The following is a 22,723-nucleotide window of genomic DNA, read 5'->3' as shown; positions in this document are numbered from 1 at the left end:
GCCGCCGCAATATGCCGGGCCCTGGTCAGATCAGCTGACCGGCGTAGCCGGCGGCGGTGAGCAGCCGCTCGTCGCCGGTGGCCGCGTGCGCGTCGAGCACAGCGTCGGCCAGCTTGACCACGTGCTCGTCACCGTGGCGGGCTGCCCGGGCGAAGACCTCCGCCGGGGTGGCTGCGGGCACGGTCGGCGGCGCCATCCCGTCGTTCGGGGCGTACACCGAGGTCACGGCCGCCGTCGCGGCCCAGGCCGCGGCGAGGCTCGGCGCCCAGAGCGCCCGATCGAGTGCCGGCAGGGTACGCAGCACCGCTGTCGGCGCGGTGACCGCGTGCACCAGCATGACCGGCGCGGCGTGCCCGAAGCGCAGGTAGTCCAGGCCGGCCCGGTGTACCAGCGCGGCGAGCCCCCGCTCCGCCTGGGCCGGGCTCCGCGCGGGGCGCAGCGCCGCGAGTGCCGGCTCCCATCGAGGTACGCCCGGTAGCCGGCCCAGCCGGGCCAGGATGCCCCCGGACTGGTCGTCGATCCGGGGCAGCCCGGCCAACGCGGCATCCACGTCCACCTCGTCGGTGCCCGGCCCGCCCGCCTCGGCAGCGACGTCGCCGACCGAGGCGGCCGGGTCGAGCAGTCGGTCCGCTCCTGGGACCGGCTGCCAGCGGGCGGCCCAGTAGCCGAGGGCCTGGCCCAGTTCGGCGAGCCGCTGCGGGTTCGCGCCCGCCGGCTCGAGCGCGCGTACGGCATGCCCGACCCGGATCACGCCGTGGGTGGCGCCGGCGGCGATGCCGGGCAGCAGCCGCGGCCACCAGGTGCCGAGCACCTCCCGCCACGGGCGTTCGCGCAATTCCCGGTCGAAGTACGCCAGCCAGTCACCGGCCCGCTTCGCGTCGCCCAGCGTCGCCCGCCAGTCGTCGATCGGGCGCAGCCCACGGGGCAGCTCATCGAGGCGACCGAGGTAGTCGTCGAGCCAGCGGTGCACCCGTTGCTGGTGCCCGTGCCGGGCCAGCGCCTCGACGGCCATCGGCCCGTGGTTGGTCAGCCAGCCCTCGTATTCGGGGCCGGTGCGGTGCAGTCGTTCGTACGCCTCGTCGAGGATCCCGTCGTCCATGCGTCGATCGTCGGAGGTGAAGCTTGGTTCAGGTCAAGACGGCAGATCGGCGCCGCTGATCAGGCCGGTGATCCGGAGTGCGGTCGCGACGTCGGGCGGGCAGTCGACGGCCACCACGGCGCTGCCCAGCACCTCGGCTCCGCGCGCCGCGCAGATGTCGTGGAGGGCGCGGATCTGCGCCCCGGTGCGCACCCAGTCGTCCACCACCAGGACCCGGTCGCCCGGGCCGAGGTGCCGGTCCCGCACGGCCAGGTCGACCTGCCGGCCCCGGTAGTCCGGCGGGCTCTGCGCCCAGGTGAGCGGCCCGGCCGGCAGCCGGCCGTCGCCAGGCTTGTGCGCGGCCACGAAGCCGACTCCGAGGGCGGTGGCGGCCAGCGGCCCGAGCAGCAGCCCGGTGACCGCGGGGGCGAGCACCACGGTCGGCCGGACGGACCGGTACGGCGCCACCAGGGCCGGTCCCAGCTCGGCCAGCACGGCCGGGTCCCGCCACCAACCGGAGATGTCGCTGACCAGGTGGCTGGTGCCCGGCCCGGGGTCGATCCACCGGAACAGGGCGGCGAGGCGTTCGGTCAGCTCAGCGGGCACCGGTCCATCCTGCGGTACGCGCGTCCGGCGTGCGGGCACCCGGGCCGGCCGGCCCATCCGGGCTCGGATGATCGGCTACACGTACCAGCGCAAATACGGGCATACCACGATGATCACGTTGACTTCGGAAGTGCTTCACTCGTTACGGTCCGACCCGGTTTGTTCAGTCGACGAAAGGACCGGGCCGGTGGCAGGCAGGCACTCCCGTACCCGCATCTTCTCCTCCCCGGCGGGCATCGCGGCCACCGCGGCGGTCGGCGTGGCCCTCGCCGTCGGGGGCACCGTCGGGGCCGTGCAGCTGACCTCGGGCTCCGCGCAGCCGGGGCAGGCCACCATCGAGTTCGCTCCGACCGTCGCCGCCAGCAGCCCCGCCGCCAGCTCCCCGGCCCCGAGTGCCAGCGCCTCGCCGAGCGTGACGGCCAGCCCGTCGTCCAGCCGGTCGCCGCAGGCCGCCTCCCGGAACAAGACCCGTACCGCGACGCCGAAGCCGAGTCCGACCGCGAAGAAGAAGGCCGCGGCCGCGAAGGTGCTGGAGAGCGGCTCGTGCGGCGCCTCCTTCTACTCCGACGGGCAGCTCACCGCCAACGGCGAGTCGTTCAACCCGAACGAGCTGACCGCGGCCCACAAGACCCTTCCGTTCAACACAAAGGTCCGGGTGACGAATCCGGCCAGTGGCAAGTCGGTCGTGGTACGGATCAACGACCGTGGCCCGTTCATCGACGGCCGCTGCCTGGACCTCTCGCGGGCCGCGTTCGCCACCATCGCCTCGGTCGACGTGGGCGCGCTCACCGTCAGGTACGAGGTCCTCGGCTGAGCGGAGCGGGCAATGCCGTTCCGGCCGGACACCCGCGCCAGCCGGACAGAACCTCCTCGGACGACGGGTCAGGTTCATTCACCCGTTCACGCGGATCAGGCATGCTGTCCCTCGTACCCACGCGACTCCTCCAGTCGGGCCGTCGCCCGCTGAGCCCCGGATCCCGCGCCGGCCTCGGCGCGGCCCTCGTTCTGCTCGCGATCGTCTCGGCGGTGGAGCTGGCGGACGGCCGGCCCGCGCACTACGTCGCACTGCTGGCGGCCGCCCCGGTCCTGGCTGCCGCGCTGGCGGCGTGGCAGGTGGTGCTGGGGGTGGGCGCGGCGGCGACCCTGATCGGGGCCGGCTTCGCCCTGATCGAGCCGGAGATGTCGCTGGTCACCTCGGTCAACGTGGTCGGGGTCGCGTTCGCCACCGGGCTGGCGATGGCGGTGGCCTGGGTTCGGCAGCGGCAGGCGGTGCAGATCGCCGAGTTGACCAAGCTCGCCTCGGTGGCCCAGCAGGCGGTGCTGCGTCCGCTCGGCCCGCAGGTCGGCACGCTGTCGGTGGCCGGCCGCTACATCTCCTCCACCGCGACGGCCGAGATCGGTGGGGACCTGTACGAGGCGATCGACACGCCCTACGGGGTTCGCATGATCATCGGTGACGTGCGCGGCAAGGGCCTGGACGCGGTCCGGTTGGCCAGCATCGTCCTCGGCTCCTACCGGCACGTGGCGTACGAGCGGGCCGACCTGCGCGCCGTGGTGGCCGATCTGGACCGCGCGGTGGCCCGCAACGTCGGTGACGAGGACTTCGTGACAGCGGCTCTGGTGGAGGAGCGTGGCGGCACGCTCACCATCGTCAACTGCGGGCATCCTCCGCCGCTGCTGCTGCGCCGGGGCGCGGTGATCCCGCTGGAGCCGCCCGCGCCGGCGCCTCCGCTCGGGTTCATGCCGGTGGTCCGTCCGCGGGTGGAACGCCTCGAGCCCGGCGACCGGCTGCTGTTGTTCACCGACGGTCTCGGTGAGGCCCGGCGGGACGGCGAGTTCTTCCCGACCGCGGACCGGGCCTGGCGACTGCTCGGGCACGGCACAGTCGCCGACGGGCTTGCCTCGCTGGAGACGGCTCTGGTCGAGTGGGTGCACGGCCGGCTCGACGACGACATCGCCCTGGTCCTGATGGAGTACGCCGGCGCGCGGACCGGCGCGGCGGCGGCCGTGCCGAGCTGGGAGGTCGGCGCCGCCGAGAGCTGACTTCTCGGCCGGACGCGGGTGCGGCGCCGGGGTGTGTAATGCCCGTCACTCGGGCGATCGGCTTGTCGCTGGCTACCCGCGAGTAATAGAGTCGGGGTTACTGATCGGTAACACCTGTCCGGAAGCGGGGCCAGTGAGCATGACCCACTACAAGAGCAACCTCCGGGACCTCGAATTCAACCTGTTCGAGGTCTTCGGGGCTGACCGGGCGTTCGGCCAGGAGCCGTACTCGGAACTCGACACCGACACGGCCCGTAGTTTCCTCGCCGAGGTCGACCGACTCGCCCGCGAGGATCTGGCCGCCAGCTACACGGACAGTGACCGCAATCCGCCGGTCTTCGATCCGGCCACGCACACCGCACCGCTGCCGGAGTCGTTCAAGAAGTCCTACCAGGCGTTCATGGACTCCGAGTTCTGGCGGCTGGACCTGCCGCCCGAGCTGGGCGGCACCAACGCGCCGCGTGCTCTCTGGTGGGCCCTCGCCGAGCTGGTGCTCGGGTCGAACGCCCCGGTCTGGATGTACGCCTCCGGCCCGTCCTTCGCGCACGTGCTGCACGTCGAGGGCACCGAGCGGCAGAAGAAGTGGGCCAAGCTCTTCATCGACAAGCAGTGGGGCTCCACGATGGTGCTCACCGAGCCGGATGCCGGCTCGGACGTGGGTGCCGGCCGCACCCGGGCCATCCAGCAGCCGGACGGCTCGTGGCACATCGAGGGCGTGAAGCGCTTCATCACCTCGGGCGAGCACGACCTGACCGACAACATCGTCCACTACGTGCTGGCCCGCCCGGTGGGCGTCGAGGGTGTCGGCGGCCCGGGCACAAAGGGCCTGTCGCTCTTCGTGGTGCCGAAGTACCACTTCGACGAGAGCACCGGCGAGCTGGGCGAGCGCAACGGCGTCTACGCCACGAACGTCGAGCACAAGATGGGCCTGAAGGTCTCCAACACCTGCGAGGTGACCTTCGGCGAGCACGGTGTGCCGGCCAAGGGCTGGCTGCTGGGCGACAAGCACGACGGCATCCGCCAGATGTTCATGATCATCGAGTACGCCCGGATGATGGTCGGCACCAAGGCGATCGCCACCCTCTCCACCGGCTACCTCAACGCCCTGGAGTACGCGAAGAACCGGGTGCAGGGCGCCGACCTGATCCAGCAGGCCGACAAGACCGCGCCGCGCGTCACGATCACCCACCACCCCGACGTGCGCCGCTCGCTGCTGCTGCAGAAGTCGTACGCGGAGGGCCTGCGCGCCCTGGTCCTCTACACCGCCACCTGGCAGGACCGGGTCGCCATCGCCGAGGCGGCCGGCGACGAGAAGGCCACCAAGCTGGCCAAGCGGGTCAACGACCTGCTGCTGCCGCTGGTCAAGGGTGTCGGTTCGGAGCGGGCGTACGAGCTGCTCGGGCACGAGGCGCTGCAGACCTTCGGCGGCTCCGGCTTCCTCCAGGACTACCCGCTGGAGCAGTACGTCCGGGACGCCAAGATCGACACCTTGTACGAGGGCACCACCGCCATCCAGAGCCTGGACCTGATCTTCCGCAAGATCGTCCGGGACAACGGCAAGGCGCTGATGGCGGTCGCCGGCGAGATCCAGGAGTTCATCTCCTCCGAGGCGGGCAACGGCCAGCTCAAGGAGGAGCGGCAGGCGCTCGGCAAGGCGCTCGCCGAGATCCAGAACATGCTCGGCGTGCTGACCGGCTGGCTGGGTGAGGCGCAGGGCGGCGACACCCGCGCCCTCTACAAGGTCGGGCTCAGCAGCCGGCGGTTCCTGCTGGCCATCGGCGACCTGGTGGTCGGCTGGTTGCTCCAGAAGCAGGCCGACGTGGCGCTGACGGCGCTGGCCGGTGAGGTCTCCGCGACCGACAAGGCGTTCTACACCGGCAAGGTGGCGGCTGCCCGGTTCTTCGCCCGCGAGGTGCTGCCGCGCATCGGCGCGGACCGGCGCATCATCGAGGGCGCGGACCTCGACATCATGGACCTGCCGGAGGAGGCCTTCTGAGCGTGCCTCGGCACGCCTGAAGGTTCCAAGCGCCATCCGACGCCGACGGCCGGCGGGGCACCTGTCCCGCCGGCCGTCGCGCTGCCCGTACCGGTGCCGCTATTCGGTGGCCCGACCCCGGTAGGCCGGCGGCGGGGCGGGTAACCGTCGCGTGGTCACGACAGGGAACGCCCAGAGCCACCGCACGGGGGAGTGCAGCGCACATGGGTGTAGGAAGCGGGATCTTTCTCATCGCGATCGGCGCCATCCTGACCTTCGCGATACGAGCCAACGTCTGGTGGATAGACCTGCGCGCGGTCGGCTGGGTGTTCATCCTGGCCGGGCTGGCCGTACTGCTGACCACGCTCTGGTTCTGGCAGGACCGGCGCAAGAGGGCCCGAACCCTCATCGTCGAGGAGAACCGGCTCTCGCACCCGACGGCGATGATGCCGCCGCCGCCCGATCCGCCGCCGCCGACCGCGCCACCCTCCTGAGCCGCGTACGCCCGGGCCACCCGTCGAGCATTCGGCGGGTGGCTCAGCCGCGTGCGACGTGCCGTGCGGTGATCGGCGCCCGAGCCGCAGCCAGCTCCGTCCAGCTCAGCGTGCCTCGGTGCACCGCCAGTTCGGTGGTCCGCAACCCCTCCGCGTCCGCCCCCTCCGGATCGAGAAACGCGGAGAGCAGCGAGATGCCCGGATTGTGGGCGATCAGCAACGCCGTCCGTGCTGCCGCGTCGATGGTGCGGACCAGCGCCAACAACTCCTCCGGATGGGCGTCGTACGCGCCGGGCTCGTAGCGGACGGTCGGGCGGGGACCGGCTGGGCCGCCCTCCGGTGGCGAACCGGTCATCCCCATCGCCACCCCGTGCCAGGTCTGCCGGGTGCGTAACGCCGTCGAGCAGATCACCACGTCGGGCAGCAGCCCGTGGTGGGCGAGCCAGGCACCGGCCGCCGCCGCGTCGGCGTGCCCCCGCGCACAGAGCGGCCGGTGGGCGTCGTCCGTCCCTTCGCCGCCCTGCTCGGCCTTCGCGTGCCGGAGCAGCACCAGAGTCCGTGTCTCGGGATGGGCGTCCGTCATGCCCCCAGCTTGCCCGATTGGCGATCTCCGTGCCGGGGTAAGTCGATGGATGCCGCACCCCTACCGACGGCCGCGGCGGGACGTACGCCAGGTTAGAGCCGAGGAGCGAGACATGGGCATTGGTGGCAGCATCTTCCTGATCGCATTGGGCGCGATCTTCGCATTCGCCGTGGAGGCCGACCTGGGCTGGCTCAACCTGGCCGTGGTTGGCTGGGTGCTGATGCTGGCCGGCGTCGCCGGCCTGCTCGTCACCCTCTACTTCTGGAACAGCCGCCGCCGCACGGTGGTCGCCGCGCCGGTTCGCGAGGACCGCGTCGTGGCGGACCGTGTGGTGCCGGTCCAGGATGACCGGGTCATGCGGGAGTACCGCGAGGTGCGCCGGCCGGGCCGGCCGGTCTGACCCACGATCGCGCACTCCGGGGTCCCGCAGCGTCGCGGGGCCCCGGCTCGTCTTCTGCCGGTCGCGGTCAGGCGAACAACGCGAAGTAGATCGCGATGTGGTGGCAGAGCGCGGCCAGCAGGGTGCAGGCGTGGAAGAACTCGTGATGACCGAAGACGGTCGGCCACGGGTTGGGCCGGCGCAACGCGTAGAAGACCGCGCCGACGCTGTAGATCGCGCCGCCGACGGCCAGCAGCACCAGCGCCGCGACGCCACCCCCGTGCAGGATCTCCGGCAGCATGGCCACCGACACCCAGCCGAGCGCCAGGTAGAGCGGCGCGGAAACCCAGCGCGGGGCGTGCGGCCAGACCATCTTGAGCGCCACGCCGGCCAGCGCGCCACCCCAGACCAGGGCCAGCATCACGGTGGCCGGCCGCGGCGCGAGCAGCAGAGCGCAGAACGGCGTGTACGTGCCGGCGATGAACACGAAGATCATCGAATGGTCCATCCGGCGCATCACCTGGTAGCCGCGCTCCGACCACACGCGACGGTGGTACAGCGCGCTGGTGCCGAAGAGCCCACAGACGGTCAGGCTGTAGATGACGCAGCTCACCAGGGGTGCCCACCCCGGTCGGGTGGCGGCGATCGAGCACAGCACGATGCCGCAGACCAGGGCGACGAAGAAGGCGTACGTGTGCAGCCAGCCGCGCATCCGGGGCTTACCGATGTCGACCGGCTTCAGTCGAAGCGGGGCGGAGGTGGTCACGACATCAGGTTACGGCACCGTAGGTTACTTGCAAGTAGTCGCGCTGGTGACGCCCGGCACCGTCCCTGTGAACACCCCGGCGACACGGCATCGGCGAGGATGAGCGGATGCGGATCCGACCCGCCGGGGCGCACGCCCTGCTGCTCGACTGCTCCGCGCCCGCCGACGTGGCCCAGGTCGCCCTCGTCGACGCGTGGCGGGCCGAGCTGTGGCGCCGCCGCGAGCGGGGCGAGCTGACCGCCGTCGAGATCGTGCCGGCCGCCAGCACCGTCCTGCTCGACGGCCTGCCCGACCCGACCGCCACGGCCCAACTGCTGTCCCGTTGGGCACCAACGGTCTCCGCCGCCGTCAACGACGCCGAAGGCGCGGCGGAACGGATGCGCGAGCGGGAATCTGGCGAGGTCGTCGTCCCGGTCGTCTTTGACGGGCCCGACCTGCCGGCGGTCGCCGAGCACTGGGGGACCGACCTGCCGGCCGTACTGCGCCGGTTGACCGGCACCCCGTTCCGGGTCGCCTTCTGCGGCTTCGCCCCCGGGTTCCCCTACCTGACCGGGCTGCCCGCCGAGTTGGCGCTGCCCCGGCTGGCCACCCCCCGCCCCCGCGTGCCGGCCGGCTCGGTCGCCCTGGCCGGCCCGTACGCCGGCATCTACCCGAGCGCGTCCCCCGGCGGCTGGCTGCTGGTCGGTCGAACCGAGCTGGTCCTCTTCGACGTCCACGCCGACCCGCCCGCCCGGCTGGGCCCAGGCACGCGGGTCCGGATGGCGGCGGCGTGACCCGTCCCGCCGAGATCGAGGTGCTCCGCGCCGGCGCGCTCACCACCGTGCAGGACCTGGGCCGGCCCGGCTGGGCGCACCTGGGCGTACCCCGGTCCGGGGCCCTCGACCCGGCCGCCCTGCGGCTCGCCAACCGCCTGGTCGGCAACCCGGAAGAGGCCGCCGGCCTGGAGATCACGTTGACCGGCTGCGTGCTGCGGCTGACCCGGGCCACCACCGTTGCGGTCACCGGAGCCGAGGCGCCGATCCGTGCCGGCGACCGACCCGGCGACACCGGACGCCCGCTCACCGTGCCCGCCGGAACGGTGCTGCGGATCGGCCCGGCGCGTCGGGGCGTACGGAGCTGGCTGGCCGTGGCGGGCGGGATCGACGTGCCGGCGGTGCTCGGCAGCCGGGCCACCGACACCCTCTCCGGGCTGGGGCCGTCACCGCTGCGTGACGGTGACCGGTTGCCGCTCGGCGAACCGGTCGGCGAGCCCGCGCCGGTGGACCTGACGGTCGGCCCCGCACCTCTTCCGGAGCTGCACCTGGCTCTGCACCGGGGCCCCCGCGACGACTGGTTCACCCCGACCGCGTTCGACCGGCTGCTCGGCACCGCGTACACCGTCAGCCCGGTGAGCAACCGGGTCGGCGCGCGGCTCGCCGGCGCGCCGCTGCCCCGCGCGGTCGCCGGCGAACTGCCCAGCGAGGGCATCGTGCTCGGCGCGGTGCAGGTGCCGGCGGACGGGCAACCCCTGATCTTCCTCGCCGACCACCCCACCACCGGCGGATACCCCGTCATCGGGGTGGTCCCCGACGTGACCCCGCTCGCGCAGGCCCGGCCAGGTACTACCGTCAGATTCCATGGACCTCAACGCTGACCTGGGCGAGGGATTCGGCATCTGGCGACTCGGCGACGACGAGGCCCTGCTGGACCTGGTGACGTCCGCCAACGTCGCCTGCGGCTTCCACGGCGGCGACCCGTCCACGATGCGGCGGGTCTGCGAGGGCGCGGCACGGCGCGGGGTGGCGGTCGGCGCGCAGGTCGGCTACCGGGACCTGGCCGGCTTCGGCCGGCGGCACATCGCGTACGACTTCGCCGAGCTACGCGACGAGGTGACCTACCAGCTCGGGGCGCTCAGCGCGTTCTGCCAGCTGTTCAACACCCGGGTCCGCTACCTCAAGCCGCACGGGGCGCTCTACCACGCGGCCGCCACCGACGAGTCCCAGGCGGCGGCGGTGGTCGCCGCGGTGACCAGCCACGACCCCGAGCTGCCGGTGCTCTGCATGCCCGGCACCACGCTCGCCCAGCTCGCCGTCGGGGCCGGCCTGCCGGTGGTCGCCGAGGCCTTCGCCGACCGCGGCTACCTGCCCAACGGGGTGCTGGTGCCCCGCGGCACCCCCGGCGCGCTCATCACCGACCCGGACGAGGTGGCCACACGGGCGGTACGGATCGCCACCGAACGGACCGTGGTGGCGGTGGACGGCACAGTCATTCCCTGCCCGGCGGACTCGATCTGCGTGCACGGCGACACACCCGGCGCGGTCTCCGCCACGGAGCTGGTCCGCGCCACGCTGATCGACGCCGGAGTCCCACTAGCCCCGTTCGCGTGAAAGGAAGGGCCCCTTCTTATCGGATTTTGTTGTACAAGGGGCCCTTCCTAACAGCTAGGCGTCGAGGCCGCGCAGCACCAGCGGAAGCCGGGCCGCGGCGCCGTCCACCACGCGGACCGGGACGCCCCAGTCCTGGCGGGTCAGGTGGCAGGCCGCGTGCTCGACGTCCGCGTCGCAGGTCGCCGCCTGGGCGGTCACCTGGAGCACCCCACCGGTGACCTCGCCGTTGAGCACCAGCCGGCGGGACAGCTCGGTGCCCGTGCCGGCGCCCTCCACCAGCAGCTCGGGCGGGGACGCGGAGACCACCAGCCGGGTCGACGGCCCGTACGTCTCGTCCAGCTTCTGCCCCGGCGCGGGCGTGAAGACGATGTCCAGGGTGACCTCACCCGCCGCGACGTCGGTGGGCTTGCGCTCGGTGCGGTGCCTGGGGCCGTCCACCGTGCTGGCGCCGGCCGCCGACAGCGAACCCGGGGCCAGCCGGGTCAGCCGGTGCGCGGCGGACTCCACGACCAGCACCTCACCGTCCGGGGTGAGCACCAGGTCGCTCGGCTCGGCCAGCCCGTCGGTGACCGTGGACACCTGGCCGGTCGACGGGTCGAAGCGGCGTACCGCGCCGTTGTAGGTGTCCGCGATCAGCACCGAGTCGTCCGGCAGCGCGCACACGCCCAGCGGGTGCTGGAGCAGCGCCGTCTCCGCCGGCCCGTCCACGTGACCGAAGTCGAACAGACCCTGCCCGACGGCGGTGCCCAGCACCCCGTTCTCGACGTACCGGACGGCGCTGGTCTCGCTGTCGGCGATCCAGAGCCGCGTGCCGTCGGCGGAGACGGAGAGGCCGGACGGCTGCGCCATCCACGCCTCGGCGAGCGGGCCGTCGCGCAGCGCCTCGACCGTGGTGCCGGCGTACATACCGGCGGTCCGCTTGATCGGATCGAACCACCAGAGCTGGTGGATGCCGGCCATCGCGATGATCAGCTTGTCGTCGTACCAGGCCAGGTCCCACGGCGAGGAGAGGTCGACGGCGAGCGCGTCGTGGGGGTGGTCGTCGACCGAGGCGCGCCACTGCCGCCCACTGCCGGCCACGGTGACCACCTCGCCGGACTCCAGCCGTACGCCGCGCAGCAGGTGGTTGACCGTGTCGGCCACCACCAGGTCGTAGCCCACCACCTCGGCGACCTGCGTGGGTAGCAGGCACACCCCCTGCGGCTCGGAGAACGTCGCTGCGGCGGCCAGCCCGTCGGCCCGGCCCCGCTCACCCGAGCCGATCCGGCGCACCGGCGTCTCGCCGTCCGCGTCGACCTCGACCAACGAGTGCCGGGCCGAGTCGGAGACCAGCAGGTTGCCGTTCGGCAGCAACGCCGCCTTACCCGGGAAGCGCAGCGCGGTTTCCGGTGCCGGCGGCGGGACGTACGGGCCGTCCCCCCGGTGCAGGGTGCCCTTGGCCTCGTGGGTGGCGATCAGCTCGTCGATCAGTCGGGCCAGCCCCTCGGCGTGCCCCTCGCCGGCCATGGTGGCCACCACGTACCCCTCCGGGTCGATCACCGACAGGGTCGGCCAGGCCCGGGCCGCGTACTGCTGCCACATGTCCATCTCGGGATCGTCGAGTACGGGGTGGTGCACCCCGTACCGCTCCACGGCGGCGGCCAGCGCGTCGGCGTCCTTCTCATGCTCGAACTTCGGCGAGTGCACGCCGATCACGACGAGCACGTCGCCGTACTTCTCCTCCAGCGGGCGCAACTCGTCGAGCACATGCAGGCAGTTGATGCAGCAGAAGGTCCAAAAATCCGCCAGGACGATCTTGCCGCGCAGGTCGGCGAGCTTGAGATCGCGTCCACCGGTGTTCAGCCAGCCCCGACCGCGCAGCTCGGGGGCCCGTACTCGTGCGCTCATGCCCCCATCGTGCCTGATCACCGGCCCGCTGCCAGCCGGAGGGGGCGAGCCGCTGAGATCCGGGCGGGTACGCCCCCACGGATGGTGGGACGACGACGGCGGGGCCACGGATACCCGTGGCCCCGCCGTCGGTTCGCGTTACTTGGTGGCCGGCTTGAGGCAGAGCACCCGGTTGATGCCGTCACCGGGCAGCACCACGTGCGGCTGGGCCGGGTCGGCGCACTTGTCCTTCGCATCCACCTTGGAAACGATGGTGAACGCGCCCGCCTCGCCACAGTCCACCGCCGAGGCGCCCTGGCCGGACTGCTTCACGCAGGTGCCGACCGCCGGGTCGAAGGCCGGCGTGTCGTCCCCGCCGAACTTGCCCAGCAGCATCAGCAGGCCGAGCGGCACCGCCAGGATGAGCACCGCGGCGATCAGCACCGCCGCCAGCACCCGGCCGTTGCGCACCTTCGGCGTCGGTGGCTCCACCTTCGGCTGGTCGGCGTCCGGCTTGAACGCGTCGAACCGGCCCTGGTCCGACTCACCGGCTTGCTGGCCCCACGATGGTGCGAGCTGCTGGGGCGCCGGCGGGAAGGCCGGCGGGAAGCCGCCGCCCGGTGCCGGCTCGTTGGCCGGTCCGCCGAAGCCCGGGCCGCCGAAACTCGGGCCGCCGAAGCCCGGCGTGCCGTTCACCGCGGCGGTGCCGGCGGCCGGTGACCCGGGGGCGCCGAACGGGTCGGCCGGGCGCTCGGCGCCGGCCTGCGGCCGGACCCCGTTCACCGGCCGGTTGCTGCCCGGGGTGTCGACGAACGACGGCACACCCGGCGGGAACGCCGGGGGCGGAGACGCCGCCTCAGCGAACCCGTTCGGTGCAGCCGGCACGTCCCGGTCGTCGAAGCGCGGCTCGGCCGGGGCCTCGCCGCCCCATGCGGGAGCGCCCTGTCGCTCCGGGCCGTTCTGCCAGTCGGGTGCGGCCCGTCGGTCGGGGCCGTTCTGCCAGTCGGGTGCGCTCTGGCGCTCCGGACCCGGGTCGGTCTGGAACGCCTCCGGCGCCGCCTGCTCCGGCTCGTTATCCGGCTCGGGTCGGGACGGGCGGCCGTACACACGGGGCTGCGGCGCGGGCGCGCCGGCCGGTCGTACGGCCTGGTCGGTGGGCGGCATCACCCGGCTGGCCAACGGCACCGAGGCGCTCGCCGACGCCCGACCCGCCGCGCCGGCCGCCGACTCGGCGTCCGGCGTCGGTACGACCGCGCGGCCGGCTCCGGCCTCCGGGGAGGTACGCGGGGCGGGCACCACGGCGCCCGCCGCCGGAGCCTCCTCGGCGCGGCCCCAACCGGCCGGCTCCGCCTCGTACTGCGCGGCGGCGTCCGGGCTGTCCCGCTCGGCGTACGCCGGCTGCTCCGAGGCTGGGCCGTACTGGGCCGGCGGCCCGTAGTTGGCCGGTGGTGCGGCAGCCAGGCTGGCCCCCGGTACGCGCTGCTCCTGCGGGGGCAGTGGCACCGCGTTGGCGGGCGAGATGCCCGGCGCGGGAGCGGGCTGGTAGACCGGCGACTCGTCGCCCCGGCCCGTCTCCCAGTCACCGCGGGACTGGGAGGCTTCCGCCTCGGCGCGACCCCACACCTCGCCGGGCGCCCACGGCTGGGCCTCCGGCACGCCGGCGCCGCCCTGTGCGGCGTTGTCGGGGGCGGCGGCCCAGGCGGGCGTCCCGTCGTTGCTGGGCACGCTGGCGCTGGCCCGGGCCGGGGTGGCGGTCCCCTCGGGGGTCCATTCCGCCGGTTCCGGCCGCTCGGCCGGCTGGTCCTGCGATGCGAGCACCCAGTCCGGCTGCTGCGGACGGCCCTCGGCGCCACCCCAGGCGGCGGGCTGCGCGGCCTCGTCCTGCTTCACGTCGGTGCCGTCGCCCCACCCGCTGGGCTGCGCCGGCTGCTGCTGGCCGGCCCAGCCGCCGGAGCGGGCCGGGTCGTCCTGACTCGGCCAGTTCGGTGCCGGCGCCTGCGCCGGTACCTGAGCGGCGCCCCGGGCCGCGGCCGGCTCGGCCTGGCCCCACCCGGGGGCCGGCTGCTCGGTCGACTCGGCGGCCTGACCCCAGGTCTGGGGGGACTGCTCGGCCGGCGTCCACACCGGCTGGTCGGCCTGACCGGCGGTGCCGTTGGCCCAACCGGCGGAGCCGGCCTGGTCGTCCTGCTGACCGGAGCCACCGCCGGACCAGCCGGCGGCCTGCGCCGACTCGGACTGCTGCGGCTCGCCGCCGCGCCAGTCGCCGGCGGGCGGGTTGGCCTGCGCCGCCCCGCCCCAAGCGCCGGAGCGGGCCGGGTCGTCCTGTTGGGCGTCGGCGTTCCAGCCACCGGAGCGGGACGGGTCGTCCTGAGCCGGCCAGGCGGCGGTGGCGGGCGGCACCTGCGCGGCACCCCGCGCGGCCGGCTGGGCCTGCGCCCACTCGGGCTGCTCGGTGGCCCCGGGGGTCCACCCGGGTGCGCTCTGCTCGGCTGGCGTCCAGCCCTGCTGCTGGGCGGCCCACGGGGCGGGCTGCGTGTGGTCGGGTGGGCCACCGGCGCCGGTCCAGGTGCCGGGCGGCTGCGGCGGCTCGTTCGCGCCACCGCCGGTGGCCCAGGCGGGCTGCGCCGGCTCGGTGGGCTGCGGCGCGGCGGCGGCACCCCAGGCGGGGTTCGGCTGCTGCTCCGACTGGGCGGCCCATGCCGGGGCCGGCGGGTTCGGCCGCGTCGGCGGCGGGGGTGCCCAGCCCAGATCGGGGCCGGTGGCGTTGTAGCCGTTGTCCGGCTGCGCCGGGCGGTCGCCGTACGGCGCCGGTCCGCCGGCGCCCGGTGACACCTCGTCCGGCTCCTGGCCGGGGCGGTGCGGGCCCTCGGACGTCATCGGTGCGCCTCCTCCATCACATGTCGGCCGCCGGTGCCGATCGGTCTCCTCGGCATGGCTGCCGGCGTCACCGGCGTACCACCGTGCCGGCTCCCCGCACCGTATCCGTTGGCCACACGGGGCGTCCAAGGAGCACCGGTCGTCACTCCGCGTGGCCGGTCGGTGTCGAGCAGCTTCTATCGGCTCCGCCGGTGCCGGGCCGGCGGGCGGCGACCGAAGCCCACCGTACCGGGCGCTGCGGCACGGCGGAATCCCGGTGCCGGGAGGTGAGGAAACGCCGATGGCCCGCCCGGTGGGCCGGGCGGGCCATCGATCTGGAGGAGGTGAGGAATGTCGTGGAGCGTCAGCCCATGTGACGCTGGGCGATGATGAGGAGTTCCTCGCGGACCGCCGGCGAGTTCGCCGAGCGCAGCGCGTGCTCGATGGCACGGGCGCGGCGGGTGGCGTCGCGGTGGCTGCGGATTCGCTCGATCATGCTCATTGGGTGTCCTCCTGGCTATTCGGTTGTCGGCCCCTGATGCGTCTATTCAACCGCAGAACCCGGGCAACTTCCATCGATTATTAGGTGAGCTGAGACACCCGCCTAACAATCAAAGGTCTGGAGGGCGACTCACCAGCGGTTTCGTCGCCCAACGGACACGGCCGGTGTGCCGGGCGTTAACCCGTGGCACACCGGCCGTGGCTGGCGTTCGGACGATCAGGTCCAGGCGAGCAGCGCCGCCTCCGGGTCGGCGAGGAAGTCGCCGATGTCGCGCAGGAACTTCGAGCCCAGCTCACCGTCGATGATCCGGTGGTCGAAGCTCAACCCCAGCGTGGTGACCTGACGCGCCTTGACCTTGCCCTTGTGCACCCAGGGCATCTCCCGCACCGCGCCGAAGGCCAGGATCGCCGACTCACCCGGGGGCAGGATCGGCGTCCCGGTGTCCACCCCGAACACCCCCACGTTGGTGATGGTCAGGGTGCCGCCGGACATGTCGGCCGGCGAGGTCCGTCCGGACTTCGCCGTCTGCACCAGGTCGTTCAGGGCGTCCGCCAGCTCGCGTAGCGAGAGCCGGCCGGCGTCCTTGACGTTCGGCACGATGAGGCCACGCTCGGTGGCCGCCGCGATGCCGAGGTTGACGTACTCCTTGACCACGATCTCGTCGCCGGCCCAGGTCGAGTTGACCATCGGGTGTCGCTTGACCGCCAGTAGCACTGCCTTCGCCACCAGCAGCAGCGGTGAAACCCGGACGTCGCGCCACTCCCGCCGGCCGCGCAGCCGGTCCAGCGCCTTCATCGCCCGGGTCACGTCGACGGTCAGGAACTCCGTCACGTGCGGGGCGGTGAACGCCGAGCGGGACATGTTCTCGGCGGTGAGCTTGCGTACCCCCTTGACCGGGATGCGCTGCTCGCGGTCCGCGCCGAAGCTGGCCGCGCTCGTCGCCACCGACGTCGCCCTGATCGGCTCGGGCGTCACCACGGCCCCGTTCGCCGCCTGCTGCACGTCCTCCCGGGTGATCGAGCCCAGCGGCCCCGAACCGGTCAGCGTGCTCAGGTCGACCCCGAGATCCTTGGCGAGCTTGCGCACCGGCGGCTTGGCGAGCACCAGCCCACCGGTCGCCGCGGCGACCGGCGTCGGCGCGGCCACCGGCTGCGGAGCCGGCGCGACCGGCGCCGGAGCTGGCGTCGCCGCGGCCTGAGCCGGGACGGCACCCTTGCGCGGCCGGCGCTTCGCGGCGGTGGTACGCGGGCCGTAGCCGACCAGCACAGCGGTCCGCCCACCCGGAGCGGGGCCGCCGATCAGACCCGGCTCGACCATGCCCTCGGCCGGTGCCACCTCGACGGCTGCCAGCGAGGCCGCCGACGGGGTGGGCAGGTCACCGCCGGGCGTGGCCGTGGTCGACGGCGCGTCCAGCGGGCCGGCGCCCGGGTCGGTGTCGATCGCGATGATCGGGGAACCGACCTCGACAGTCGTCCCCTCCGGGTGGTGGATCGCCTGAACCTGCCCGGCCCACTTCGCCGGAATCTCCACCGCCGCCTTGGCCGTCTCGACCTCGACAATCGGCTGGTTCAGTTCGATGGTGTCGCCGACCTTGACCAGCCAGGTCAGGATCTCGCCCTCGGTCAGCCCCTCGCCCAGGTCCGGCAGGTTGAACGTCTTGATCCGGGACATGCCGCTCACCAGCCGAAGGTGCGGTCGACAGCGTCGAGCACCCGGTCGAGGTCGGGCAGGAACTCCTCCTCCACCCGGGCGGCCGGGTAGGGGATGTCGAAGCCGGTCACGCGCAGCACCGGCGACTCCAGGGAGTAGAAGCACTCCTCGGTGATCCGCGCGGCCAGTTCGGCGCCGAGGCCGATGTTGGACGGCGCCTCGTGCACCACGACTGCGCGGCCGGTGCGCTTCACCGACTCGTACGCCGCCGTCAGGTCCAACGGAGAGAGCGAGCGCAGGTCGATGACCTCCAGCTCCCGGCCGTCCTCGGCGGCGGCGGTCGCCGCCTCGAGGCAGGTCCGGACCATCGGCCCGTACGCCAGCACGGTCACGTCGGTGCCGGGCCGGACCACCCGGGCCGAGTGCAGCGGGTACGCGTCGGACAGTGGCGCGTCCAGGTCGACCTGCCCCTTCTCCCAGTAGCGCCGCTTGGGCTCCAGGAAGACGATCGGGTCGTCGGAGGCGATGGCCTGCTGGATCATCACGTACGCGTCCTGCGGGTTGGCGCAGGACACCACCTTCAGGCCGGCGGTGTGCGCGAAGTACGCCTCCGGCGACTCGGAGTGGTGCTCGACCGCGCCGATGCCGCCGCCGAACGGAATCCGGATGACCATGGGGATGTTGAGCTTGCCGCGCGAGCGGTAGTGCATCTTCGCCACCTGCGACACGATCTGGTCGTACGCGGGGTAGACGAAGCCGTCGAACTGGATCTCGCAGACCGGCCGGAAGCCACGGATGGCCAGGCCGACCGCGGTGCCGATGATGCCGGATTCGGCCAGCGGCGTGTCGATCACCCGCTGGTCGCCGAAGTCCTTCTGGAGCCCGTCGGTGATCCGGAACACGCCGCCGAGCTTGCCGACGTCCTCGCCCATGATGATGACCTTGGGGTCGTTCTCCAGGGCGCGGCGCAGACCGGTGTTGAGGGCCTTGCCGAGGGTGAGCGTCTCCGTGGCCATCAGTGGGCGCTCCCCTCGAACGACTCCATGTAGCGGCTGAACTGCGCGCGCTGCTCGTCGAGCAGCGGAGACCCGTTCGGGTAGACGTGGTCGAACATCGTCACCGGCTCGGGGTTGGGCATGGCGAGCACGCGCTCGCGCAGGTGCACCGACTCGCGGCGAGCCTGCTCGTCGACCTCGGCGAAGAAGTCCGCGTCGGCGATCTGCTGCTTCTCCAGGAAGGCCTTGACCCGGGCGATCGGGTCCTTGGCCTGCCACGCCTCGACCTCGCTGGCGATCCGGTAGCGGGTCGGGTCGTCGGAGGTGGTGTGCGCGCCCATCCGGTAGGTGTACGCCTCGATCAGGCTCGGGCCCTGCCCGTGCCGCGCGTTGTCCAGCGCGGTGCGGGTGACCGCGTACGTGGCCAGCACGTCGTTGCCGTCCACGCGGATGCCGGGGAAGCCGAAGCCGGCGGCCCGCTGGTAGAGCGGGATCCGGGTCTGCCGCTCCAGCGGCTCGGAGATCGCGTACTGGTTGTTCTGGCAGAAGAAGACCATCGGCGCGTTGAACACGCCGGCCCAGACGAACGCCTCGTTGACGTCACCCTGGCTGGTGGCCCCGTCGCCGAAGTAGGCGATCACCGCTTCACCGTCGTCGGTGCCGGTCTTGCCGTCCATGGTGATGCCCATGGCGTAGCCCGTCGCATGCAGGGTCTGCGCCCCGATCACGATCGTGTACATGTTGAACTTGAACTCGTTCGGGTCCCAGCCGCCCTGGTCGACGCCGCGGAACAGGCCGAGCGGCATGATCGGGTCGATGCCGCGGCAGTAGAGGACGCCGTGCTCCCGGTACGTCGGGAAGGCCATGTCCTGGGTGCGCAGCGCCCGCCCGGAGCCGACCTGCGCCGCCTCCTGGCCGAGCAGGCTGGCCCAGATGCCCAGCTCGCCCTGGCGCTGGAGCGCGGTCGCCTCGGCGTCGAGCTTGCGGACCAGCACGAGGTCGCGGTAGAGCCCGCGGTACTCCTCGTCGGTGAAGTCGACGCGATACTCGTTGCCGTCCGGCCCGGTGACGCTCTCGATCCGCTCGCCTTCGGGGGTGAGCAGCTGCACCAGCTCGGGGTCGCCGGCCGCGCTCTTCCTGGAGCGGGGTGCTGCCCGCCTGCCGCGGGTGGTGCCCCCGGGGTCGCCCTTTGCCATCCGTCTCTCCCTGTCGTGTCTGCGTCGGCACCGGGGGGTCACCCGGCCGCGCAACTCGTGCGCCTGTCCGGCTGCTGCCGGACCGGTTCCTGGCGGCCGCGCCTAGCCCCGGTGGGGGTTGCCGCGCGGCGTGAGCCGGATTCTGGCCGAACCCGGTTCGGGAGCGCCGGCGCTCAACCGCGCCTGCCGCGAGGGTGCGCGGAGGTCGCGGCTGCGTTGCCGTCGTGCTCCATATTCGCAGAGCAGGTGAGCGCGCCCACAGTACGCCCGCCCCGCATTCCGACCGCCCCCTGTTTGAGGTTGTTTGTCGCCATCGTGCCCTCCGGTGCCAACCAGGCGTTACGGCGATGGTTCGTCACCGTTCGGGCCATCTCCGCGTGTCGACACGCAGTGGAGGTTGGCTGACGGACGGTAACTGGGCGACGCTGTTTCCCGCAGGAACGCGCCGATCGGGTGATTTGCCGTGGTTCTTCAGCCGGCGACGTCCTTCCGCGTCCTCCGACGGCTGACGACAAGGGGTATGCGGTGTACGAGCCAGGTGACGGTCCCGGCACGCCCGCGCTCGGCCGGCACCGGTCGGCCGGTGGGTACCGCCGGGTGATCGGCGCGCACCGCGCTCCCGGCGCCGGCGGCCCCTCCCGGGGCTACCTGCTCACCGTCGCGCTGCTGGCGGGCACCGCGTCGATGCCCATCCTCGCCGCCATCAGCGCGGGCTCGGCAACCCCGGGCAGCACCGCGCTGCCGGACAGCAGCACCCCGTTCATCCCGACCCCGTCGGTCGGGCCGGTGGTCATCCCGGTGCCGGCGACCAGCCAGCCGGCGCTCCCACCACCCGCCACGCCCGGCGTCGGTCCGACCGCCACCGCCGGCTGGCTGCCCGCGGCTCCCGGACGTGACCAGGATCGGACGGACCGGGGGCCGACCGGGGCCGATCCCGGGCCGGTCCGCGTGCTGCCCCCGCCACCCTCGCCGAGGCCCACCCGAAGCACGCCCCCGGCTTCACTCCCGCACAGCCCGCCGCCGGTGCCCCCGCCAACCGGCCCGCCCGACCCGGACCCGACCCCGACGCCGAGCCCGACGCCGAGCCCGACGGCGACCCCGCCGACGACGCCCACAGTGACCGACCCCCCGACCGCCGTGCCGACCAGCACCCTGTCCGAGCCGGCCACCACGACCACGCCACCCGCCACGCCCGGTTCATCGCCGAGCCGGCCCAGCCCGACCGTCGCGACATCCCCGACGTTCCCGGCTGACCGACCGACTCCCACGGCCACTCCCTCGCCGCTGACGCGACCCATGTACTCCACGGTGTCCTCGGCGGTACGGTGACGATCAGGCGCGACCCACCCGGTGCCGGCGGCGGTCGGCGATAGGGGCGTACCGGAGGGGGTGGCGTGGGCGGCGGTGCGAAACTCCGCCCGGTCACCGCCCGGCCGGGGCCAGGGTTGCGGGTCGCCAGGCTGGTCACCGAGCTGACCGCGCCCGCCGTACTGGTGTCGTTGCTGATGGTCACCGTGAGCTGGCACAGCTCCCGCAGCGCCGGTCACGGCCTCGCGTGGGGTCTGCTCGCCACGCTCTTCGTCACCGGCATTCCGTTCGCCTACATCGTCGGCGGCGTACGCCGTGGTCGGCTCACGGACCACCACATCGGTCGCCGGGAGCAGCGCCGGGTGCCGTTGCTGGTCGGCCTCGGCTCGGTCGCCGCCGGTCTGGCCCTGCTCGCGGTGCTCGGCGCACCCCGTCCGTTGCTGGCACTGGCGGTGGCTGGGCTGGTCGGGCTGGTGGTCGCCGTGTCGGTGAGCCACTGGTGGAAGATGTCGATCCACTCGGCGGTGGCCGCCGGCACGCTGATCATCCTGGTGCTGACCTTCGGAACCCAACTGCTCGTCACCGCCCCACTGCTGGGCGTGGTCGGCTGGGCCCGGGTGCGGCTACGGGACCACACCGTTCCGCAGGTGCTGGCCGGCGGCGTGCTCGGCGCAATGATCTCCGGGGTGGTCTTCGGTCTGCTGCGCTGACCGGGCGTCACCGGGCCCCGCTGACCGGACCCGGGCGGGCGGCGACATGCCGGCCCGCCCGGGATGCCGTCAGGCGCCGTCGTCCGCGAGACGGTGCCGGTTCGCCTCGATCCAGGCGTCCAGTGCGGCCGGGTCGTCCGGGTCGACCCCGTCGGCCATCAGCTGCGCCACCGCCGCGGTGGCCGGGCTGCGCCGCTCGCCGGTCGAGTAGAGGCGGGCGAACTCCGGCACCATCTCCTCGATCGCCTCGTCCGTGCGCGTCGCGGCCGTGTCGGGCAGGCCACGCTGGCGCGACGCGTACCGGGCCCAGGCGCGCAGCACGCGGGGCAGCATCGCCGCGTCGTCCATGTCCAGCACGGCCCGGCGGTGCACCCAGTCGAGCAGGAAGAGCCCGGACACGGCCGGGCTCCACCGCATCGGGTCGGCGTCCGGGAAGGTCGCCGAATGGTCCAGCAGCAGGCTCAGGCAGAAGTGCAGCGAGGCCAGCTCCGGACCGTCGACGGCGTCCAGCCCGAAACGGGCGGCCTCCGGCGCGGCCAGGAACCGCCGGACCAGCTCGGTGCGCTCGGCGGCGGAGAGCGGCTCGACCTCCGCCGGGCTGGTCGGGTCGGCGGCGGTGGGCAGCAACGCCAGCCGGGCGCCGACAAGTGCCCGGTCGGTGGCGAGCGAACCCTCGCCGGGCAGCTCGCTCAGGTCGTCGGTGACGGCGAGGTGGCGGGCCACCTCGCCGCGCAGCTGGGCAGGGTCCTCGGTGCGGAACCAGGTCAACTCGTCGTCCGCGCACATCTGCCGGACCTGGTCCAGGATCCGTTCCGCCGGCCCGCCGACGAAGATGTCCTTGGTGATCCCGATGTTGTGGTCGACCAGGGCCACCAGCGCGTGCTCGGGGCCGCCGGCCGCGTCGTCGTAGGCGAAGGTGGCGAGGTAGGAGGTCTGGTCGCCGTACACGTCGCCGTACGCCCAGCTGCCGGTGAGGTGCACCCGGCCGAGCTGACCGGTCCAGGCCGGCGCCTGGCTGCCCGGGCGCACCCGTTCGGTGCCCTCGGCGTTGGGAATGAGCGCGGCGAAGACCTGCCGAATGGTGGTCGCCGCCGCGATCCGGCGGCGGGCGGTGGCGGCGAGGAAGCCGGTGACGAACTCCCGTACGGCGGTGTCGCGGTCGGTCTCCGCGATCGCGTAGACGCTGCCCAGGAGCGCGCTGCCGAGCATCTCGGCGTCCAGCGCCGACTCCAGCTTGGTCACGTCGCGTGCGGCGTGCAGCACCGCGTCGTAGGGGGTCTGAGGCGTGGCCATGCTCCGACCCTACGCCGCTCGGCGGGTGCGCAGAGGGGTAGCGAGCCGTGCGGGGCG

The 22,723-nt window shown here is 73.4% G+C and carries 21 protein-coding genes; 9 read left to right on the top strand and 12 right to left on the bottom strand.

Annotated features, from left to right (window positions below; all coding sequences use genetic code 11):
- Positions 1-25 precede the first annotated feature (25 nt).
- On the bottom strand, positions 26-1,099 hold the full coding sequence (locus GA0070607_RS12175) for a questin oxidase family protein (RefSeq protein WP_089018310.1): 1,074 nt from the start codon (positions 1,097-1,099) through the stop codon (positions 26-28).
- Between the two features lie 33 nt (positions 1,100-1,132).
- Complete coding sequence (locus GA0070607_RS12170; RefSeq protein WP_089018309.1) at positions 1,133-1,684, bottom strand: phosphoribosyltransferase family protein; 552 nt, start codon at positions 1,682-1,684, stop codon at positions 1,133-1,135.
- 187 nt (positions 1,685-1,871) lie between these two features.
- Between GA0070607_RS12170 and GA0070607_RS12165 the strand changes: the two genes are divergently transcribed.
- From GA0070607_RS12165 to GA0070607_RS12150, 4 genes are all read left to right on the top strand, one after another.
- Positions 1,872-2,498 carry a septal ring lytic transglycosylase RlpA family protein gene (locus GA0070607_RS12165; protein ID WP_172899016.1) on the top strand — a complete coding sequence of 209 codons (627 nt, stop codon included), beginning with the start codon at positions 1,872-1,874 and terminating at the stop codon, positions 2,496-2,498.
- 101 nt (positions 2,499-2,599) lie between these two features.
- Positions 2,600-3,727, top strand: coding sequence for a PP2C family protein-serine/threonine phosphatase (locus GA0070607_RS12160; protein ID WP_089018307.1), 1,128 nt, complete (start codon positions 2,600-2,602; stop codon positions 3,725-3,727).
- 139 nt (positions 3,728-3,866) lie between these two features.
- Positions 3,867-5,723: an acyl-CoA dehydrogenase gene (locus tag GA0070607_RS12155; RefSeq protein ID WP_089018306.1), complete on the top strand. Its 1,857-nt coding sequence runs from the start codon at positions 3,867-3,869 to the stop codon at positions 5,721-5,723.
- Positions 5,724-5,926: 203 nt separating this feature from the next.
- Entirely contained in the window at positions 5,927-6,196 is a 270-nt protein-coding gene (locus GA0070607_RS12150) for a DUF6458 family protein (protein ID WP_074315731.1), read from the top strand.
- A 43-nt stretch (positions 6,197-6,239) separates the two neighbouring features.
- Here the strand turns inward: GA0070607_RS12150 and GA0070607_RS12145 are convergent, their stop codons facing one another.
- Entirely contained in the window at positions 6,240-6,779 is a 540-nt protein-coding gene (locus GA0070607_RS12145; RefSeq protein ID WP_089018305.1) for a SixA phosphatase family protein, read from the bottom strand.
- Between the two features lie 112 nt (positions 6,780-6,891).
- Between GA0070607_RS12145 and GA0070607_RS12140 the strand changes: the two genes are divergently transcribed.
- Positions 6,892-7,179: a DUF6458 family protein gene (locus tag GA0070607_RS12140; protein WP_089018304.1), complete on the top strand. Its 288-nt coding sequence runs from the start codon at positions 6,892-6,894 to the stop codon at positions 7,177-7,179.
- 67 nt (positions 7,180-7,246) lie between these two features.
- Here GA0070607_RS12140 and trhA read toward each other — a convergent pair whose 3' ends face one another.
- Positions 7,247-7,924, bottom strand: coding sequence for a PAQR family membrane homeostasis protein TrhA (trhA, locus tag GA0070607_RS12135; RefSeq protein ID WP_089018303.1), 678 nt, complete (start codon positions 7,922-7,924; stop codon positions 7,247-7,249).
- Between the two features lie 107 nt (positions 7,925-8,031).
- Here trhA and GA0070607_RS12130 point away from each other — a divergent pair, with 107 nt between their 5' ends.
- Genes GA0070607_RS12130 through GA0070607_RS12120 form a run of 3 tightly spaced genes read left to right on the top strand, consistent with a single transcriptional unit; the run spans position 8,032 to position 10,290 of the window.
- On the top strand, positions 8,032-8,697 hold the full coding sequence (locus tag GA0070607_RS12130; protein WP_089018302.1) for a 5-oxoprolinase subunit B family protein: 666 nt from the start codon (positions 8,032-8,034) through the stop codon (positions 8,695-8,697).
- Positions 8,595-9,557, top strand: a complete 963-nt coding sequence (locus tag GA0070607_RS12125; protein WP_408630902.1) for a 5-oxoprolinase subunit C family protein — start codon at positions 8,595-8,597, stop codon at positions 9,555-9,557. Before GA0070607_RS12130 ends, GA0070607_RS12125 begins: the two co-directional genes overlap by 103 nt.
- Positions 9,541-10,290, top strand: a complete 750-nt coding sequence (locus tag GA0070607_RS12120) for a LamB/YcsF family protein (protein WP_089018300.1) — start codon at positions 9,541-9,543, stop codon at positions 10,288-10,290. The genes GA0070607_RS12125 and GA0070607_RS12120 overlap by 17 nt, the downstream gene beginning before the upstream one ends.
- Before the next feature lie 54 nt (positions 10,291-10,344).
- Here the strand turns inward: GA0070607_RS12120 and GA0070607_RS12115 are convergent, their stop codons facing one another.
- The 7 genes from GA0070607_RS12115 to GA0070607_RS33765 all read right to left on the bottom strand — a co-directional run bounded on the left by GA0070607_RS12115 (position 10,345) and on the right by GA0070607_RS33765 (position 20,653).
- Positions 10,345-12,177: an NHL domain-containing thioredoxin family protein gene (locus GA0070607_RS12115; protein WP_089018299.1), complete on the bottom strand. Its 1,833-nt coding sequence runs from the start codon at positions 12,175-12,177 to the stop codon at positions 10,345-10,347.
- A 138-nt stretch (positions 12,178-12,315) separates the two neighbouring features.
- Positions 12,316-15,033, bottom strand: coding sequence for an LppU/SCO3897 family protein (locus tag GA0070607_RS12110; RefSeq protein WP_089018298.1), 2,718 nt, complete (start codon positions 15,031-15,033; stop codon positions 12,316-12,318).
- 343 nt (positions 15,034-15,376) lie between these two features.
- Positions 15,377-15,508, bottom strand: coding sequence for a hypothetical protein (locus GA0070607_RS33770; RefSeq protein ID WP_269458446.1), 132 nt, complete (start codon positions 15,506-15,508; stop codon positions 15,377-15,379).
- A 222-nt stretch (positions 15,509-15,730) separates the two neighbouring features.
- Positions 15,731-17,185 carry a dihydrolipoamide acetyltransferase family protein gene (locus GA0070607_RS12105; protein ID WP_089021809.1) on the bottom strand — a complete coding sequence of 485 codons (1,455 nt, stop codon included), beginning with the start codon at positions 17,183-17,185 and terminating at the stop codon, positions 15,731-15,733.
- Between the two features lie 5 nt (positions 17,186-17,190).
- On the bottom strand, positions 17,191-18,180 hold the full coding sequence (locus tag GA0070607_RS12100; protein ID WP_089018297.1) for an alpha-ketoacid dehydrogenase subunit beta: 990 nt from the start codon (positions 18,178-18,180) through the stop codon (positions 17,191-17,193).
- Entirely contained in the window at positions 18,180-19,355 is a 1,176-nt protein-coding gene (gene pdhA, locus GA0070607_RS12095) for a pyruvate dehydrogenase (acetyl-transferring) E1 component subunit alpha (protein WP_089018296.1), read from the bottom strand. The genes GA0070607_RS12100 and pdhA overlap by 1 nt, the downstream gene beginning before the upstream one ends.
- Positions 19,356-19,999: 644 nt before the next feature.
- The gene (locus GA0070607_RS33765) at positions 20,000-20,653 is read right to left on the bottom strand and encodes a hypothetical protein (protein ID WP_157743139.1); all 654 of its coding nucleotides are present in this window, start codon (positions 20,651-20,653) and stop codon (positions 20,000-20,002) included.
- A gap of 96 nt (positions 20,654-20,749) precedes the next feature.
- Here GA0070607_RS33765 and GA0070607_RS12085 point away from each other — a divergent pair, with 96 nt between their 5' ends.
- Positions 20,750-21,373 (top strand): phosphatase PAP2 family protein, encoded by a 624-nt coding sequence (locus GA0070607_RS12085; protein ID WP_089018294.1) that lies wholly within the window; start codon positions 20,750-20,752, stop codon positions 21,371-21,373.
- Between the two features lie 69 nt (positions 21,374-21,442).
- Here the strand turns inward: GA0070607_RS12085 and GA0070607_RS12080 are convergent, their stop codons facing one another.
- A complete protein-coding gene (locus GA0070607_RS12080) occupies positions 21,443-22,666 on the bottom strand; it encodes a hypothetical protein (RefSeq protein ID WP_089018293.1) in 1,224 nt (407 codons plus the stop codon).
- Between the last annotated feature and the right edge of the window lie 57 nt (positions 22,667-22,723).

Source organism: Micromonospora coriariae (assembly GCF_900091455.1).
Taxonomy (GTDB): domain Bacteria; phylum Actinomycetota; class Actinomycetes; order Mycobacteriales; family Micromonosporaceae; genus Micromonospora; species Micromonospora coriariae.
This window is presented reverse-complemented; position numbering and strand designations above follow the sequence as displayed.

Bases quoted from the DNA above. Each gene is read 5' to 3' on its own strand.
- GA0070607_RS12175 (WP_089018310.1), bottom strand. From the start codon at position 1,099: ATGGACGACGGGATCCTCGACGAGGCGTACGAACGACTGCACCGCACC.
- GA0070607_RS12160 (WP_089018307.1), top strand. From the start codon at position 2,600: ATGCTGTCCCTCGTACCCACGCGACTCCTCCAGTCGGGCCGTCGCCCG.
- GA0070607_RS12155 (WP_089018306.1), top strand. From the start codon at position 3,867: ATGACCCACTACAAGAGCAACCTCCGGGACCTCGAATTCAACCTGTTC.
- GA0070607_RS12150 (WP_074315731.1), top strand. From the start codon at position 5,927: ATGGGTGTAGGAAGCGGGATCTTTCTCATCGCGATCGGCGCCATCCTG.
- GA0070607_RS12145 (WP_089018305.1), bottom strand. From the start codon at position 6,779: ATGACGGACGCCCATCCCGAGACACGGACTCTGGTGCTGCTCCGGCAC.
- GA0070607_RS12140 (WP_089018304.1), top strand. From the start codon at position 6,892: ATGGGCATTGGTGGCAGCATCTTCCTGATCGCATTGGGCGCGATCTTC.
- GA0070607_RS12130 (WP_089018302.1), top strand. From the start codon at position 8,032: ATGCGGATCCGACCCGCCGGGGCGCACGCCCTGCTGCTCGACTGCTCC.
- GA0070607_RS12120 (WP_089018300.1), top strand. From the start codon at position 9,541: ATGGACCTCAACGCTGACCTGGGCGAGGGATTCGGCATCTGGCGACTC.
- GA0070607_RS12115 (WP_089018299.1), bottom strand. From the start codon at position 12,177: ATGAGCGCACGAGTACGGGCCCCCGAGCTGCGCGGTCGGGGCTGGCTG.
- GA0070607_RS12110 (WP_089018298.1), bottom strand. From the start codon at position 15,033: ATGACGTCCGAGGGCCCGCACCGCCCCGGCCAGGAGCCGGACGAGGTG.
- GA0070607_RS33770 (WP_269458446.1), bottom strand. From the start codon at position 15,508: ATGATCGAGCGAATCCGCAGCCACCGCGACGCCACCCGCCGCGCCCGT.
- GA0070607_RS12105 (WP_089021809.1), bottom strand. From the start codon at position 17,185: ATGTCCCGGATCAAGACGTTCAACCTGCCGGACCTGGGCGAGGGGCTG.
- GA0070607_RS12100 (WP_089018297.1), bottom strand. From the start codon at position 18,180: ATGGCCACGGAGACGCTCACCCTCGGCAAGGCCCTCAACACCGGTCTG.
- pdhA (WP_089018296.1), bottom strand. From the start codon at position 19,355: ATGGCAAAGGGCGACCCCGGGGGCACCACCCGCGGCAGGCGGGCAGCA.
- GA0070607_RS33765 (WP_157743139.1), bottom strand. From the start codon at position 20,653: ATGGGTCGCGTCAGCGGCGAGGGAGTGGCCGTGGGAGTCGGTCGGTCA.
- GA0070607_RS12080 (WP_089018293.1), bottom strand. From the start codon at position 22,666: ATGGCCACGCCTCAGACCCCCTACGACGCGGTGCTGCACGCCGCACGC.